Genomic DNA, 13,121 nt, shown 5'->3' with positions numbered 1-13,121 from the left:
GGTCAGGGACGCGCCAGCGTGACGCCTGCGGCCTCCAGCCGGGTGCGGATCGCGCGGGCCATCTCGACGGCTTCGGGGGTATCGCCATGCAGGCAGATCGTGTCGATCCGCGCGGGCAGGCGCGCGCCCGAGGCGGCGATGATCGCGCCCTCGTCGAGCATCTGAAGGATGCGCCGGGCGGCGGCTTCGGCGTCATGCAAGACCGCGCCGGGCTTGGCGCGATCGACCAGCCGCCCGTCGTCCTCATAGGCGCGATCTGCGAAAATCTCCCCGATCCAGGGCGCGCCAAGGGCCCGCGCGGCGGTCTCTTGTTGCGTCGCCGCAATCACCATCAGCCGCAGGTTAGGATCGACCGCCAGCGCCGCCTCGAAACAGGTTTTCGCAAGATCCGCGTCCTCGGCGGCCATATTCGCCAGCGCGCCATGCAGCTTCAGATGCGCGAGCCCCAGCCCCAGCCCTTCGGCCACCGCCTTGGCCGCGCCGATCTGGTAGCGGATCAGGTCGCGCAGATCGTCCGCGCCAAGCGCCATGCGGGTGCGGCCGAAATTCGCGCGATCGTCAAAGCCCGGATGCGCCCCGATCGCAAGGCCAGCGGCCTGCGCCAGCCGCATCGTGCGCGCCATCTCGGCGGGGCTGCCGGCATGCAGCCCGCAGGCGACGTTGGCCGAGGTAATGATCTGCGCGAGCGGGGCATCCTGCCCGCAACCCTCACCCAGATCGGCATTCAGATCGACCCTGCGCGCCATTCTTCCTCCTCGTCGCCGCGAATTGCGCCGCCGATCAGCTGATAGCCCAGAAGTGCGGCGGAGTCACCGGGCAGGGCCGCGACAGGGCGGGCCTCGGCGCGGAGCGCGGCCAGTTCGGCGGGTTCGGTCGGGCAGGTGGCCTCGGCCTCGGCGAGCGTGATTTCCCTGAAGCGCAGCACGGTGCCGGGTGCAGATTGCGCGGCGCGCGGCAGGTCGGCGGGGATCACCGTGCCGATCCGCGGGTAGCCGCCGATGGTCTGGCATTCGGCCAGAAGGATCGCCGGAACCCCCGCGCCGGTCATCTGGATGTCGCCCTCGGCCACGGGTTCGGACAGGATCGAGCGGGCCTCCGCCAAGGTGAACAGACCGCCCGTCAGTGTCAGCCCCTGCCGGTTGCCCTGCGCGGCGCGAAAGGCGGTTGCGTAAAACCGCGCGCGGGTTTCGGGGGCGAAAAGGGCGGTCTGCGGGCCGGGGATCACGCGTAGCGTGCCACCCGTAAAACGGTCGGGCGGGGGCAGGCTGCGGGGTGGCGCATCAGGGGCCGGGTTGGGGGCCAGAGGCAGCCCATCGCCCGCGCGCAGGGGGCGTCCGAGCCCGGCGGGGGCTTGGGTTGCGCGCGCGCCAAGCCGCATCGGTGTTGCGATCCCGCCGGCAAAGCTGAGGTAGCCATAGACGCCCGCTTCGGCCGGGCCGATCTCCAGCACCGCGCCGGCGGGGATCAGGTGGCTTGCATTCCAGGCGAGCGGGGTGCCGTCGAGGCGGGCGCGCATCGGCGCACCGGTCAGCGCGATGCGATGGGGTTGAGCGAGCCGAAACCGCCCGCCCGTGCCCGCCATTTCCAGCGCCGCGACGGGGGCGGGCAGGTCCAGAAGCGCCGCCGCCTCCAAGATCGCGCGCCGGTCGGCCGCGCCGCCGCGCGCGAGCCCCGAGGCCAGCCAGCCCGGGCGGCCGAGGTCTTGCACCGACACTGCCGGGCCCGCTGAGAGGATCGAAAGCATGCTCATCCGCGTCGCTCCAGCCGGGCGCCGCCCAGCGGGTCGCCCGTGTCCAGAAGCGCGTCAAGCTCGGGCGCGGAGATCGGGTGAAAGCGCAGCGCATCGCCCGGGGCCAGCGCGACCGGGGTCTCGGCCTCGGGGGCGAAGGGGCGAAAGGCGGTCCGCCCGAGCCAGCGCCATCCGGTCGGCGAGAGGTTGGCAAACAGCACGACCTGCCGGATCGCGGTGGTGATCGCGCCGCGCGGCACCTGCGGCGTCAGCGCGTCGAGGCGCGGCAGGTCCCAACGCGGCGGCAGCGTGCCGAGATAGGGCTGGCCCGGCGCGAAGCCAAGTGCGAGCACGCGCAGCTCGGTCGCGGTGAATTCAGCGATCAGCGCCTCGGGCGTGGTGCCCGCGAGGGCGGCGGTTTCGGCCAGTTGCGGGCCGTTCAAATCGCCGAAGGCGGCCGGGATATGCCAGAGCCGGGCCGGGCGCGGCGCGGTCTCGGGCAGGGCGGCGAGGCGGGCGTGCAGCTCGGTTTTCAGCGCCGCACGGTCCACCTGCGCGCGGTCGAATCGCAGTTGCAGCGAGGCCAGCGCCGGGGCGCTTTCCAGATATCCTTGGGGCGGATCGGTGCAAAGCGCCTGATGCAGCGCCAGCGCGCGGGCATTCGCCTGATCCGAGAAGCCCCGCGCAAATCGCACCAGAAGCCCGTCCAGCCCAAGCGGCAGGATATCGGGGGACGCGGCAAAAGGCTGATCGGCATGGGACATGGCGCAAGGATGCGGAAAAACGCCGCCCGTGCAAGCGCCGAAGGGTGCGGGGCGGCTGTCATCAACATGTGATCTGGCTGTAAGTTGCCTGTCACACGCCGGGGCTAGCGAAGGCGCCAGCAACATCACCTGGAGCAAACCATGAAAACCCGGATTCTTTCTGCCCTGATCCTCACCACCGCGCTCAGCGCGCCTGCCTTCGCCGAGACGCTCAAGCGCGTCGCCAGCGTGCCGCTGGGTGGCGAAATCACCGGCATGTTCCTCGAAGGGGGCGACCTGTTCTTCAACGTGCAGCACCCGGCTGACGATCTGGGCAATGACTTTGCCCGCGCCGCTGTCGGCGTCGTCGCCAATGCCGATTTCGGTGCGGCGGAACTCGCGCTGGCCGATGGCGATGCGAAGAAGGTCGTGACCAGCTCGATGGGCGCCTATCAGATTCTCGTGCGCGAAGGCGATTTCGGCAAGATCGGCCATATCGCCGGCAAGTCGGGCGAGATCAAGGTCTCGAACGACCCCGATTTCAATGCTTTTGTGCGCACCGGCGAGACCGAGGGCTACCTGTTCACCAACTGGGAAGACCGTCCCGGCGGCATGTCGCGCGTGCGCATGACCCGTTCGGCCGAGGGCCTGTGGTCGGTGGACGAAGCCGATGCGATGATGCTCGATTTCTCGGGCGTCGAGGGCACCTGGGTGAACTGCTTCGGCACGCTGAGCCCCTGGAACACGCCGCTGACCTCGGAAGAGCTTTACTTCGACAACACCGCCGACTGGAACAACCCGAGCTATGAAGAAATCGGTGATGTGGCCGCGCTCGAAGGTTATCTCGGCCATTACCCGAACCCCTACCGCTACGGCTATATCGTCGAGATCACCGATCCGGCGGGCGCCGCGGTGCCGAACAAACTGTTCTCGCTGGGCCGTTTCAGCCACGAAAACGCGGTGGTGATGCCCGACCAGAAAACCGTCTATCTCTCGGATGACGGCACCAATGTGGTGTTCTTCAAATTCGTGGCCGATACCGCGGGCGATCTGACGGTGGGCACGCTTTACGCCGCCAAGATGACCCAGAAAGCCGCGCCGGGCACCCCGGCTGCCGAAGCGGGCTTCGACGTGGAATGGATCGAGCTGGCCCATGCCTCGAACGCCGATATCGCGGGCTGGATCGCGCAATATGACGGCATCTCGCAGGCCGATTACAAGGAAGGCGCGACCTCCTATATCTCGGACGAAGATGTCGCCGCCTGGGCCAAGGGCGAAGCCGCCGACAACCGCGTGGCCTTCCTCGAAAGCCGCAAGGCCGCCGCTGCCAAGGGCGCTACCGCCGAATTCCGCAAGATGGAAGGCGTGAACATCAACCATGATGCCGCCGCCGATGGCTCGGTGCCGTTCATGTATATGGCGATGTCGGAAGTCGCCAAGGGCATGGCCGACGACAAGGGCGACATTCAGGTCGGTGAGAACAAATGCGGCGTGGTCTATGAAATGGCCCTCGACGCGGCGTTCAACGTCTCGACCATGATGCCGGTCGTCGCGGGCGGTGCCTATGACAAGAACAACGAAGCCAATGCCTGCGACGTGGCCGGGATCTCGAACCCCGACAACATCGTGGTGCTGGCCTCGGGCGAGGTTCTGATCGGTGAGGACACCGGCAACCACGAAAACAACGCCATGTGGCTCTGGACGCCCGCGCGCGCCGCGAAGTGATCCGGCTCCGGCCATGACCCATGCGAAAGGGCGGCATCGCGCCGCCCTTTCCATATGAACAGGAGACCCCGATGCGCCGCCTTGCCCTTTGCCTCGCCCTGACCCTGCCGGCCACCGGCTTCGCGCAGGATCTGTCCAGCCTTGATGGCGCCGCGCTGCGCGCGCTGCGCCCCGCCTCCGAGGCGCTTGTCGCCGCCGGTCGGCGTTATAACCCAGAGGCGCCGATCCCGCCGCAATGCTACACCCGCATCGAGGGCCGCTTTAATCCCTGCTATGTCTGCCACCAGACCAACGAGGACGCCACGCGCCCGAATTTCATGCTCGATGGCGGGTTGCAGGCGGAATATGCCTTTTCCGAAGCGGGCCTGACCAATCACCACGTCAATCTTTTCATCGACCGCTCGGCCGAGGTCGCGGCGATTTCCGATGCCGAGATCCGCGACTGGATCGGGCAGGACAATTACAGCGGTCTCGCGCCGCGACTCGCGGCCGAGGGGTTCGGCGGTTGGGTGCCCGATCTGGCCGGTTACGCCGAGGGCGCGGCGGCCTTCGATGCGCGTGGTCTGGCCCTGGATGGCTCGTGGTGGGTCGCTTTCAATTACAAGCCGCAGCCCTCGACCTTCTGGCCGACCAACGGCTCGACTGACGATGTGCTGATCCGGCTGCCCGCGCCGTTTTACACGTTGTCCGACGGGCGCCCGAGCGAAGACCTCTATTTCGCCAATCTCGCGCTTCTGGAGATGGCGTTTCAGGACCTGCCCGAGGTCACCGTGCCGCCCCTCGACGAGGCGGCGATCGGCGTCGATCTGGATGGCGACGGCACGCTGGGGCAGGCGGGCAGGGTGCTCGCTCGCGCCAGTTATCTGGGGGGCGCTGCCGATAAGCCGGTGACGCGGATGCTCTATCCCGAGGGCACCGAGTTCCTGCATTCGGTGCGCTATGTCGGGGTCGATCCGCAGGGCGCCATCACCGTTGCGCGGCGCATGAAAGAGCTGCGCTACATGGTCAAGACCCGCGCGCTCTCGATCCCGCAGATTGCCTCGCGCTATGGCAACGAGCGTCAGGAAAAGATGGACGAAAACCTGCCGCGTTACCTCGATCTGGGCGACAAGGGGATGGATAACGGGCAGGGCTGGACGCTTCTGGCCTTTATCGAGGACGCCTCGGGCGCGCTGCGCCGCCAGACCAACGAAGAGCTGTTCTTTTGCCGCGGCTGCCATGCCTCGGTCGGCGCGAATATCGACCAGACCTGGGCCTTTCCGCGCAAGCTGACGGGCGCTGAGGGCTGGGGCTATATCGACCTGCACGTGCAGCGCGACGTGCCCAATCGCGGCGAGGCGATGGGCGAGATCGCGCAATACCTGCAGCGCGCGGGCGGCGGTGATGAGTTCCGCTCCAACACCGAGATGCGCGCGCGCTGGTTCACGCCCGCCGGGCAGGTCGACCACGCGGCATTGGCGGGCAAGACGGTCTATGAGCTGATCGCGCCTTCGGCTGAGCGTGCGCTGATGCTGAACAAGGCCTACCGGGTGCTGGTCGCGGAGCAGAGCTTTGTTTTTGGCCGCGACGCGACGGTGACCCCGCCCGCGAATGTCCATGCCGGGATCGACGAGGCCACCGCGCCCACACTGCCGCCCGAATACCGCTACCGCCACGATATCCGGCTGGATTGGGCGCGCTAGGCGGTGATTTAACGGAAATCGGCTATCGGTCGCGCCTGCCCGAGGCGCGGCTGGTCCCCCGTTAACCGTGTTCTAAGGCATATTAACCTTTCGTTTTTCACCAATTCTGTCAAAGTTACCTAACGTCCTCTTTTCGGAGGGGGTGGATCATTTTCCTTGGGGATAGTGCAACTCAGCCGGTCGATGTCTTTCGAAAATCGTTTGTTCTATCTTTTGCTGCTGGTTTCGATCCTGCTCTTTGCTCTGGCGGGACGGACGCCGTGGCTTGACGAGTCGATGCTGCTGGTGAACCTGCGCGATATCGGCTGGACGGATGTCGGGCGCCCGCTGCCCTATTACGATCAGGTCGCGCCGCCCGGGCAACTTGCTCTGGGGTTGTTGATCCGCGATCTCTTCGGGTTTGAGGCTGTCTATCCCGGACTCAAGCTGGTTTCCCTTGGCGCCTATCTGGGGCTTGTGCTGATCCTGGCGCAGAGCTTCCGGCCGGAGGGCAGACCAGAGTTTCCTCTGGTGGTTCTGGCGCTGATCCTGATGGCGCCGCTCCTTATGAACCAGGTGACTCAGGCCAAGCATTACATGTTCGACGCCTTTGTCAGCGCGGCGATCCTGGCATCGGGATATCGCCTGACCCAAGGGCCGACGGTCGGACGCCTGAGTGCCTTCGTCGCAATCTGTCTTGCGGGCACCCTGTTCTCTTTCGTCTCGATCATCAGCGCGATGGGCACGCTGGCGGCGGTTTTTATCTATCTCGCGCTTGAGCGCGAGAGGGCCGGGCGCAAGGGCGCCCTTGTGCGCGTGGCGCTCACGGGCCTCGGGCTGGCCGGATATTTCCTGATCTACAAGCGCCTGTTGGTGGATCCGACCGCGATCTATCAACTGACGGCCTACCCCGAGGTCTACCAGAAACATCTCTTCGCCGGGGGGGACCTTGCGGTGACCGGGAGCGAGTTTCTGCGCCTTGTTCTGTTCTCGGTTTCGAACCGGGTCCTCGACACATTGGCCAGTAACGGCGCGCCGGTCTTTGCCTTTTTCCTGTTCAATTTCGCGATCCTGTTGTTTTTGTTCATGGGCTTTCGGCGCGGGGGCACGCTGCGCTTCGTGGCGCTTGCCTGCGGGATGACCCTGCTTGGCACGATGGTCCTGAATGCACTGGGCGCGCTGCCGATCCCCTATGAACGCCATTTCAGTTTTCTTCAGCCCTTCACGCTGACTTTGATTGCGCTGCTTGTGCTCCGGTTTCTGTCGCGCTGGCCGCGGTTTCCGCGATGGGCGGTGGTGCTGTTGCTGGTGTTCGGCCTTGATGGCATCCTGAACGGAATGTTTCGTCCGCGCGGCGAAGACATGGTGGCGATGGCCTATCTCACATCCGATGAGAACGAGGAGGGAGTGCTGCCGGTCTGGATCAGCTTCGCCTCTCAGCCGACCTTCGATTTCGCCAACTGGCAGGGCGCGCCGGTGCATGGGGTTGTCGGGCGTGAGAGCGATTACACCAGTTGGACGGTGCGGGGTGGCGCGCGTGACGAAGAAGGCGAAATCCGCGACGACTATCCGATGCGTTTCGTCGAGGATATGCGTCCCTATGATCGGGCGCGCATGATTTTATCGCACCATTGGGGCACAAAGCCTTTGGTTTTCCTTGAAACCGCCTTCAAGCACGGGTGGGATTGTGAAGAGGAAACCGAGGTCGGAGCGATCATGATCTATCTGTGCGAGCGCGAAGGGGATTAGGCGAATGGCGGGCGATCTGCTGATCGGATCGACGGGGTTCGTCGGGACCAATCTCTTGCGCAGTCGGGGATTTGCCGCGCAGTGCAACTCGGCCACGATCGCGCAGATGCGCGGCGGGCGTTTTGACACGGTGGTTTGTGCGGCGGCGCCGGGCTCGATGGTTGCCGCCAATCGCGCGCCCGAGGCTGACAGGGCCGCGATCGAGAATTTGATCGGGCATCTTGAAACCCTCTCCGCTCGCCGCTTCGTGCTGATCTCGACCATCGCCGTGCTCGCGCAGTTCGATGCGGGCGATGACGAGACAAGTACGGGCTTTCAGGAGGATCTGGCCTATGGTTGTCACCGCCGCCACCTCGAAGCCTTCTGCCAGGCGCGATTTCCCGGCGCGCTGATCTTGCGGCTGCCGGCCCTGTACGGGGCGGGGCTGAAGAAGAATTTCCTTTTCGATCTCGCCAACCCGGTGCCCTCGATGCTGACGGCGCAGGCGTTCGACGCGCTGTCTGCGACGATGCCGGCGCCCCCCTTCGCGGCGCTGGCGTCGTGTCTGAGCTGGCAGGACGGGATCGGGATGCATGTCCTTGACCGAGCCATGCTGAATGCCAGGCCAGAGCGCGCGGCGATCGAGACAGCTTTGGTCGCGCTTGGACGCACGGCGCTGCAATTCACCCATCGGGACAGCCGGTTTCAGTATTTCGGGCTCGCGGGCCTGTCAGAGGTGATCGCGCGCGCCCTTGAGGCAGGGGTTGAGACGTTGCATGTCGCGACCGAGCCGGTCTCGGCCGCCGAGGTGCACCTTCGGCTTCTGGGGCGCGAGATGCCCGAGACAGGGGCCAAGCTCCATCGCGAGGATTTTCACACCCGTCATGCGGGGGTCTTCGGTGGTGCAGCACCCTATCTGCGAGGCCGTGAGGCGGTGATCGCGGATATCGCGCGCTGGTATCGGGATGGGGGGTGGATATGAAGCTGGCCGCGTCCAACATTGCCTGGAACCCGGCGCAGCGGCTGGAGGCCTATCGACTGCTGGCCGAGGCCGGGTTTGGCGGGCTGGAAATCGCCCCGAACCTGTTTCTGGCGTCGCTCGACGACCCGTTCTGTCCTGCGCCCGCCGAGGTTGCGGCCCGCCGCGCCGAGATAGCGGCATTTGGGCTTGATCTGGTGTCTCTGCAGGCGCCGCTGTTCGGGGTTGAGGGGGTGGCGCTGTTCGAGACGGCCGCCGAGCGTCAGCGACTTGTCGAGGGAATGGAACGCGCGATCCGGCTCGCCGGGATGCTGGCTATTCCCAATATTGTCTTCGGGTCGCCGCGCCAGCGCGTGGTGCCGTCTGGGATGAGTGCCGACGTCGCAGAAGGGATCGCCGCCGAGACGCTTGCGGCACTGGCCGATCTGGCACTTGCCGAGGGGTGCAAGATCGCGCTTGAACCTAATGCCAGGGAGTACGGCACGAATTTCCTGACCACGCTGGAGGACACCACTCGTTTTCTCGACCGGATCGACCACCCGGCGCTGACGCTGAACCTCGATTTCGGGACGCTTTGGCTGAGCGGCGAGATCGAGGGGCTTGATCTGAGCGACTGCATCGGCCGGGTCTCGCATGTGCATATCAGCGAGCCGATGCTGGCGCCTGCACCGGCCTCGGCGGCGCATGCGGCGCGTGCTGTGGCGGCGCTGCGGGCGGTGAATTGGGTGGGATCGACCTCGATCGAGATGCGGATGGTCCCGGATGACCCCGGGTTGACGGTGCTTGCGGGCTGCCTGCGGCGGCTTGGCGACGCCCTGGAGGAAAACCATGAGTGATGCTTCCCTGCGCAGCGATATCCTCGTCTCGATCTGTTTCGACGATTTCAGCTATTCGCCGGCTTCCGCCGCCGCGCTGAAGGCGGTCGCAGCCGAGATCGACAGCCGCTACCGGTTTTGGGAGATCCTCGTGGCCTGTGTCGATGGCCGGGGGTGCGCCGAGGACAGCCTGCTGCAGGACATCCGCAACCTGCGCTTGATCCGGCTGAGCGGGAACAGCTCTACGGCCTATGCGCGCCGCTATGCGCTGGCCACCCGTGCGATTGGCGATGTGGTGGTGATGACCTCGCTTGACGAGTTGCCTGTGCTGGACCTGCCGGGCATGATCCGGGATGCGAATGACAGCAATTCGATGGTCAGCTTTCGCTCCGGCACGGGCGGGGCGCTGAACAAGGTCATCGTCGGGCTTGGCCGCGTGGCGGGGTTCAGGGTGGATGCGGCGCGGCTGCGCACGATCGCCATTCCCAAGGAAATCCTGGGCCTGATCCTGCGCCATCCCTCGCGCGAGATCGCATTGCGCTTCCCGCCGATCAACCCGTCCTTCGCATTGCTCGACACCGAGATAGCGGCGCAGGGAACCGGCCTTTCATTGCGCAAGGACCTGAAGCAAAGGCTGTTCCTGCTGGAGCGCCTGATGACGGGGGCGGCGCCCTCGGTGCTGCGCTGGGTGGGCTATCTGTCGGTGGTGGTCGTGGTGATGGCGCTGATCTACGCGATCTATGCGGTGGTGATCTTCCTCACGCGCGACACTGCCGAGGGCTGGTTTACCACCTCGCTCGCGATCAGCGGCACGACGGGTTTCCTCGGGATCGCGCTGATGGCGATCACCTCGGGGATCAACCGGCTGATCGAGCTGCTGGTGCCGGCCTTCGACGACCTGATGGTGCAGGAGCGCGGCTCGCTCGAACTGTTTCGCGAGCTGGAGGATGCGCTGAATGTTGAACGCGATGCGCGCGCCGACAGCCGCGACGAGAGCGGGAGATGACGGCGACCCCACGCCATGATGTGGATTACCTCGTCGCCGGGGGCGGTTTCTATGGGTGTTGCCTCGCGCTTTTTCTACGCTCGCTCGGGGCGCGTGTCCTGCTGATCGAGCGATCCGATGGGCTGTTGACCCGCGCCTCGCAGGTCAATCAGGCGCGTATTCATACCGGGTTTCACTATCCGCGGAGCGCGCTGACGGCGGTGCGCTCGAAACTGCTGAGCCGGCAATTCGCGCGCGATTTTCCCGATGCCGTGGTCGATGATTTCCGCATGCTCTACGCGGTGGCGCGCCATGGTTCCAAGGTGTCGGCCAGCCGGTTCCTGCGGTTCTATCAGGAAATGGGGGCGCCGATAACGCCTGTGCGCCCCGAGGATGCGCGCCTGTTCGAGGATGAGATGATCGAGGCGGTGTTCGAGTGCCAGGAGGCGGCCTTCGACTGGTCGAAGCTTGCGCGCCACCTTGAAACGCGGCTCGATGCCGCCGGGATCGAGCTGCGCTTTGGTACCACGGTCGAGCGCTATCAAGACGGCCCCGAGGGTGTGCTGGCGCAGCTCTCCGACGGCTCCGAGATCAGCGCGCGCTACGGGTTCAACGTGACCTATGCCGAGATCAACGCGCTGTTGCGGCGCTCGGGGCTGCGGCCTGCGATGCTGCGCCATCAGGTGACCGAGCTGGTTCTGATCCGTCCGCCCCCGGGGATGAATGGCGCTGCGGTCACGGTGATGGATGGGCCGTTCTTTTCTTCGATGCCTTATCCCGCGCGCGGTTGCTATTCGCTGACCCATGTGCGCTATACACCGCAGCTGTCCTGGATGGATGCCGACGCGCCGGTTTCGCCCTATGACGCGCTGGCGGCGGCGGCGAAACCTTCGAAATCGCGCTTCATGATCAATGATTGCGCGCGCTACATGCCCTGCATCTCCGAGGCCGAGGTGGTGGACTCGCTTTTTGAGGTCAAGACGCTTCTGGTCCAGTCCGAGGTTGATGATGGCCGCCCGATCCTGTTTCACCGCGCCGGCCCGCAGGCGCGCGTAATCAGCATCATGGGGGGCAAGATTGATAACATCTATGACCTCTTCGACCTGTTGCGCCGCGAGTTGCCAGAGTGCCGCGAGGCCCATCTGGGCTGGCTCGTGCCCGGGGCGGAGGGCGCGCGATGACCGGGTACGCCGCATTCGGGCGGTTTTTCATCGTGACGCTGGCGGGGCTGGGTGTCGATCTGGCGACAAGCTGGCTGGTCTTGCACCTGTTCGCGCCGCCGCTTGCGCTGGCCGCGGCGATCGGGTTTCTGGCGGGGGCGGGGTTCAACTACCTGCTGCACGAGATCTGGACCTTCGGCGGCGGCGCGGGGCGCCTGTCGGGGCGGCGGTTCGGCAAGTATCTGGCTGTCTTGGGGATCGTCCTTGTCGGGCGGTTGGCGGCGGTGGCGGCGCTGTCGCGCCTTGCCCTGCTCGCCGAGTATCCCATGGCGATCCTCGTTTTGGCCAGCGGCGTCTCTATGCTGTTGAACTTCGCGCTGAGCCGGGGGCTTGTCTTTACCGCGCCGCGCGTGCCGAAGGAGATGGAATGATGAGCGAGGGTTCAGACCTGACCGCGCAGCAGGGCTGGCAGGTGCCGGCGCATGACACCCATGTCTTTCGCGAGAAGCGCGCGGAGCATGCGCTGGTGATCCCGGTCATCAACGAGGGCGAGAAGATCCGCGCGCAATTGCGGGCCTTCGCGGCGGCGGGGCTGCCCGTCGATCTGGTGATGGCCGATGGCGGTTCCAGCGATGGCTCGCTGGATGGCGGGATCCTTGCCGAGTGCGATGCGCGCGCGCTTCTGGTCAAGACCGGGCCGGGCAAGCTCGGGGCTCAGCTGCGCATGGCCTATGCCTGGTGCCTGCAAGAAGGCTATGCGGGGATCGTCACCATGGATGGGAATGGCAAGGATGACGTGACCCATGTGCGCCGGTTCCTTGCGGCACTGGAGGCGGGGGCCGATTACGTGCAGGGCTCGCGCTATGCGCCGGGGGGCGCGGCGATCAACACCCCGCGCGACCGCAGTTTCGGCAACCGGATGATCCATGCGCCGATCCTGAGCCTCGCCGCGCGTCGGCGGCTGACCGATACGACGAACGGGTTTCGCGCCTATTCCCGGCGCTACCTGCTTGACCCGCGCGTGGCTCCCTTTCGCGACCTGTTTCAGCGCTACGAGCTGCTGTTCTATCTGACGGTGCGGGCAGGGCAGCTGGGCTATCGCATCGCCGAAGTGCCGGTGAGCCGCCGATATCCCGATCAGGGCAAGATCCCGACCAAGATTGCGGGCTGGCGCGGCAAGGCCGATATTCTTGCGCAGACGCTGAAGGCCGCGCTTGGCCGCTACGCGCCCTGACACGGATCGAATTCTGCTTCGAGGCAGATTTAATGATTGAGGGTGTTCAGATAGGCGTGCAGCGCGGATATCTCTGCATAGCTCAGGTCGAATTCGGGCATGCCGTCCGCGTATTTCAGCGCGCGCCGGAGGGTTCCTTTAGAGACAGTGACCTGCCCCCCGCGAAATCCCTCACTTTAATGTAGAGTCTGCGCCAACTCTGAAGGAGCAGACACATGCGTAAGAGCCGTTTCACCGAGGCGCAGATAATCGGGATGATCAAGGAACAGGAGGCCGGGATGCCGACGGCTGAGGTGTGCCGCAGGCACGGCTTGAGCACCGCGACGTTCTACAAACTGAAGGCCAAGTATGGCGGCATGGAC

At 65.6% G+C, this 13,121-nt stretch carries 13 protein-coding genes; 10 read left to right on the top strand and 3 right to left on the bottom strand.

What is annotated here, in order from left to right; translation table 11 throughout:
• Window positions 1-2: 2 nt before the first annotated feature.
• From CLN94_RS11570 to CLN94_RS11560, 3 genes are read right to left on the bottom strand one after another with little or no spacing between them, the layout of a single operon-like run.
• Window positions 3-746 carry a LamB/YcsF family protein gene (locus CLN94_RS11570; RefSeq protein WP_096434111.1) on the bottom strand — a complete coding sequence of 248 codons (744 nt, stop codon included), beginning with the start codon at window positions 744-746 and terminating at the stop codon, window positions 3-5.
• The gene (locus CLN94_RS11565) at window positions 725-1,750 is read right to left on the bottom strand and encodes a 5-oxoprolinase subunit C family protein (RefSeq protein ID WP_096434110.1); all 1,026 of its coding nucleotides are present in this window, start codon (window positions 1,748-1,750) and stop codon (window positions 725-727) included. Before CLN94_RS11565 ends, CLN94_RS11570 begins: the two co-directional genes overlap by 22 nt.
• Complete coding sequence (locus CLN94_RS11560) at window positions 1,747-2,493, bottom strand: 5-oxoprolinase subunit B family protein (protein ID WP_179300301.1); 747 nt, start codon at window positions 2,491-2,493, stop codon at window positions 1,747-1,749. Before CLN94_RS11560 ends, CLN94_RS11565 begins: the two co-directional genes overlap by 4 nt.
• A 141-nt stretch (window positions 2,494-2,634) precedes the next feature.
• On the opposite strand from CLN94_RS11560, the gene CLN94_RS11555 reads away from it, so the two are divergent.
• The 10 genes from CLN94_RS11555 to CLN94_RS11510 form a co-directional block, all read left to right on the top strand.
• A complete protein-coding gene (locus CLN94_RS11555) occupies window positions 2,635-4,197 on the top strand; it encodes an alkaline phosphatase PhoX (protein WP_096434108.1) in 1,563 nt (520 codons plus the stop codon).
• A gap of 71 nt (window positions 4,198-4,268) precedes the next feature.
• Window positions 4,269-5,879, top strand: coding sequence for a hypothetical protein (locus CLN94_RS11550; protein ID WP_143598919.1), 1,611 nt, complete (start codon window positions 4,269-4,271; stop codon window positions 5,877-5,879).
• 201 nt (window positions 5,880-6,080) lie between these two features.
• A complete protein-coding gene (locus CLN94_RS11545) occupies window positions 6,081-7,607 on the top strand; it encodes a hypothetical protein (protein ID WP_143598918.1) in 1,527 nt (508 codons plus the stop codon).
• Between the two features lie 4 nt (window positions 7,608-7,611).
• Window positions 7,612-8,568 (top strand): Rossmann-fold NAD(P)-binding domain-containing protein, encoded by a 957-nt coding sequence (locus CLN94_RS11540; protein WP_096434105.1) that lies wholly within the window; start codon window positions 7,612-7,614, stop codon window positions 8,566-8,568.
• Window positions 8,565-9,401, top strand: coding sequence for a sugar phosphate isomerase/epimerase family protein (locus CLN94_RS11535; RefSeq protein WP_096434104.1), 837 nt, complete (start codon window positions 8,565-8,567; stop codon window positions 9,399-9,401). Before CLN94_RS11540 ends, CLN94_RS11535 begins: the two co-directional genes overlap by 4 nt.
• Window positions 9,394-10,386 carry a hypothetical protein gene (locus tag CLN94_RS11530; protein ID WP_096434103.1) on the top strand — a complete coding sequence of 331 codons (993 nt, stop codon included), beginning with the start codon at window positions 9,394-9,396 and terminating at the stop codon, window positions 10,384-10,386. The genes CLN94_RS11535 and CLN94_RS11530 overlap by 8 nt, the downstream gene beginning before the upstream one ends.
• Entirely contained in the window at window positions 10,383-11,546 is a 1,164-nt protein-coding gene (locus tag CLN94_RS11525; protein WP_096434102.1) for an FAD-dependent oxidoreductase, read from the top strand. The genes CLN94_RS11530 and CLN94_RS11525 overlap by 4 nt, the downstream gene beginning before the upstream one ends.
• Entirely contained in the window at window positions 11,543-11,956 is a 414-nt protein-coding gene (locus tag CLN94_RS11520) for a GtrA family protein (RefSeq protein ID WP_096434101.1), read from the top strand. Before CLN94_RS11525 ends, CLN94_RS11520 begins: the two co-directional genes overlap by 4 nt.
• Window positions 11,956-12,759, top strand: coding sequence for a glycosyltransferase family 2 protein (locus CLN94_RS11515; RefSeq protein WP_096434247.1), 804 nt, complete (start codon window positions 11,956-11,958; stop codon window positions 12,757-12,759). Before CLN94_RS11520 ends, CLN94_RS11515 begins: the two co-directional genes overlap by 1 nt.
• A 215-nt stretch (window positions 12,760-12,974) precedes the next feature.
• The coding region (locus CLN94_RS11510; RefSeq protein ID WP_143598917.1) for a transposase at window positions 12,975-13,121 on the top strand (147 nt) is incomplete at its 3' end.

This window comes from Pseudothioclava arenosa (genome assembly GCF_002358085.1).
GTDB lineage: Bacteria > Pseudomonadota > Alphaproteobacteria > Rhodobacterales > Rhodobacteraceae > Pseudothioclava > Pseudothioclava arenosa.
Note: the sequence above shows the minus strand (reverse complement) of the source record. Positions and strands in the feature narration are given on the sequence as shown.

Excerpts from the sequence above, each read along its gene's own strand:
- CLN94_RS11570 (WP_096434111.1), bottom strand. The coding sequence starts at position 746 with ATGGCGCGCAGGGTCGATCTGAATGCCGATCTGGGTGAGGGTTGCGGG.
- CLN94_RS11565 (WP_096434110.1), bottom strand. The coding sequence starts at position 1,750 with ATGAGCATGCTTTCGATCCTCTCAGCGGGCCCGGCAGTGTCGGTGCAA.
- CLN94_RS11560 (WP_179300301.1), bottom strand. The coding sequence starts at position 2,493 with ATGTCCCATGCCGATCAGCCTTTTGCCGCGTCCCCCGATATCCTGCCG.
- CLN94_RS11555 (WP_096434108.1), top strand. The coding sequence starts at position 2,635 with ATGAAAACCCGGATTCTTTCTGCCCTGATCCTCACCACCGCGCTCAGC.
- CLN94_RS11550 (WP_143598919.1), top strand. The coding sequence starts at position 4,269 with ATGCGCCGCCTTGCCCTTTGCCTCGCCCTGACCCTGCCGGCCACCGGC.
- CLN94_RS11540 (WP_096434105.1), top strand. The coding sequence starts at position 7,612 with ATGGCGGGCGATCTGCTGATCGGATCGACGGGGTTCGTCGGGACCAAT.
- CLN94_RS11535 (WP_096434104.1), top strand. The coding sequence starts at position 8,565 with ATGAAGCTGGCCGCGTCCAACATTGCCTGGAACCCGGCGCAGCGGCTG.
- CLN94_RS11530 (WP_096434103.1), top strand. The coding sequence starts at position 9,394 with ATGAGTGATGCTTCCCTGCGCAGCGATATCCTCGTCTCGATCTGTTTC.
- CLN94_RS11525 (WP_096434102.1), top strand. The coding sequence starts at position 10,383 with ATGACGGCGACCCCACGCCATGATGTGGATTACCTCGTCGCCGGGGGC.
- CLN94_RS11520 (WP_096434101.1), top strand. The coding sequence starts at position 11,543 with ATGACCGGGTACGCCGCATTCGGGCGGTTTTTCATCGTGACGCTGGCG.
- CLN94_RS11515 (WP_096434247.1), top strand. The coding sequence starts at position 11,956 with ATGAGCGAGGGTTCAGACCTGACCGCGCAGCAGGGCTGGCAGGTGCCG.